We start from the raw sequence: 1986 nt of genomic DNA, 5'->3' as shown, positions 1-1986 counted from the left end.
AATCCATCACGGCGACGACGCCGGATCCCTAGGCTTGGAGCGCGGGCGTCACCCTGCCCGCGCGACGGCCCCGATCGCCGGGGCCGATGACACAGCGTCCGGGAGGACCCTCCATGGTGAGCACCGATACGGCAACCCTGTTCCTGCACCCCGACCGCAACATCGCGCTCGAGCTGGTGCGAGCGACCGAGGCGGCCGCGATCCGCTCGTCCCCCTGGATCGGACGCGGCGACAAGCTCGCCGCCGACGGAGCCGCCGTCGACGCCATGCGCGCCTTCCTCGGCACCGTCAACTTCGACGGCGTCGTCGTTATCGGCGAGGGCGAGAAGGACGCGGCCCCCATGCTCTTCAACGGCGAGCGGGTCGGCAACGGCCGTGGCCCCGCCTGCGACATCGCGGTCGACCCGATCGACGGCACCTCGCTCACCGCCGCGGGCCGCCAGAACGCGCTCTCGGTCATCGCGGTGGCCGACCGCGGCACGATGCTCGACGCGTCATCCGTCTTCTACATGGACAAGATCGTGACGGATGCCTCGGGCATCGGCGTCGTCGACATCCGGAACCCCATCGGCGAGAACCTGCGCGCGCTCGCCGCGGCGAAGGGCAAGGAGGTCGGCGAGCTCCGCGTCGCCGTGCTCAACCGTCCCCGCCACGAGCAGCTCATCGCCGACATCCGCGCGGCCGGCGCCGGCACGCGCCTCATCAGCGACGGCGACGTCGCGGGCGGCATCAACGCCGCGCGCTACGAGTCGCGCATCGACATGTGCGTCGGCGTCGGCGGCAGCCCAGAGGGCATCACCACGGCGTGCGCGATCAAGGCGCTCGGCGGGTTCATGCAGGGCCGGCTCGCCCCGAAGGACGACGCCGAGCGGGCGCGCGGCGAGGCGGCAGGGCTCGACTGCGACCAGGTCTACGAGCTCGACGACCTCGTGCGCAGCGACAACACGTTCTTCGTCGCGACCGGCGTGACCGACGGCGAGCTCGTCGACGGCGTGCGGCGCAAGGGGCCGATCATCCGCACCGAGAGCATCGTGCTGCGCGGTCGGTCGGGCACGATCCGCCGCATCGTCGCCGATCACCACGTCGAGAAATGGCTCGACAAGACCGACCGCTGACCGGATGCCGCGGGCGGATGTCCGCGGCGCACGCGAGAATGGGCCGATGACCGACGCGACCACGCTGCCGCGCGCCCTCCGCCCGTTCTCGTCGGGCCAGTACCGCCTGCTCGTCGCGGCGCTCGCCGCGTCGCTGCTGTCGGCCGGAGCGTGGCTCGTCGCCTCCGTGTGGCAAGTCGTCGAGCTCGGCGGTTCGCCCATCGACCTGTCGTACGTGGCGGTCGGGTCGAGCCTGGGCCTGGTGCTCGCCGTGCTCATCGGCGGCGTCGCGGCCGACCGCATCCCGCAGCGGCGCATCCTCATCGTCGTCGAGATCGTCCGCGGGCTCGCGTTCGCCGTCGCCGCGGTGCTCGCGGCGACCGGGGTGATCGAGGTCTGGCACATCGCCGTGCTCTCGTTCGTGCTCGGCCTCGCCGACGGCTTCTTCTACCCGGCGTACTCCGCGTGGCTGCCGGCGATCCTGCCGGCCGGGCAGCTGCTCGCGGCGAACGGCATCGAGGGCGTGCTGCGCCCGGCGGTGATGCAGGCGGCCGGCCCTGCGCTCGCGAGCCTGCTCATCGCCGTGCAGGCGCCGTGGCTCGCGTTCGCTGCGGTCGCCGTGCTGCAGGTGGTCGCCGCGATCGTGCTCGCCGTGATGCGCACGACGCCCGTGCGCCGCGACCTCGACGAAGTGAAGGTGCATCCGGTGCGCCAGTCGTTCATCGACCTGCGCGACGGGTTCGCCTACCTGCTGCGCACCCGATGGCTGTTCGCCACGCTCGTGTTCTCGATCGTCCTGGTCTTCCTCATCATGGGGCCGATCGAGGTGCTCCTGCCGTTCGCCGTGAAGGACCAGACCGGCGGCGGCGCCGGCGCGTTCGCCCTCGCACTC

The 1986-nt window shown here is 72.2% G+C and carries 2 protein-coding genes; both read left to right on the top strand.

What is annotated here, in order from left to right:
* The first annotated feature begins 113 nt into the window (after nt 1-113).
* Nucleotides 114-1115, top strand: coding sequence for a class II fructose-bisphosphatase (gene glpX / locus AC1DY2_RS19120; protein ID WP_476763849.1), 1002 nt, complete (start codon nt 114-116; stop codon nt 1113-1115).
* A gap of 46 nt (nt 1116-1161) precedes the next feature.
* The coding region (locus AC1DY2_RS19115; protein WP_476763848.1) for an MFS transporter at nt 1162-1986 on the top strand (825 nt) is incomplete at its 3' end.

The organism is Agromyces sp. P1_H4 (assembly GCF_056405255.1).
The sequence above is the reverse complement of the archived record's forward strand: the minus strand, read 5'-3'. Positions and strand labels throughout refer to the sequence as shown.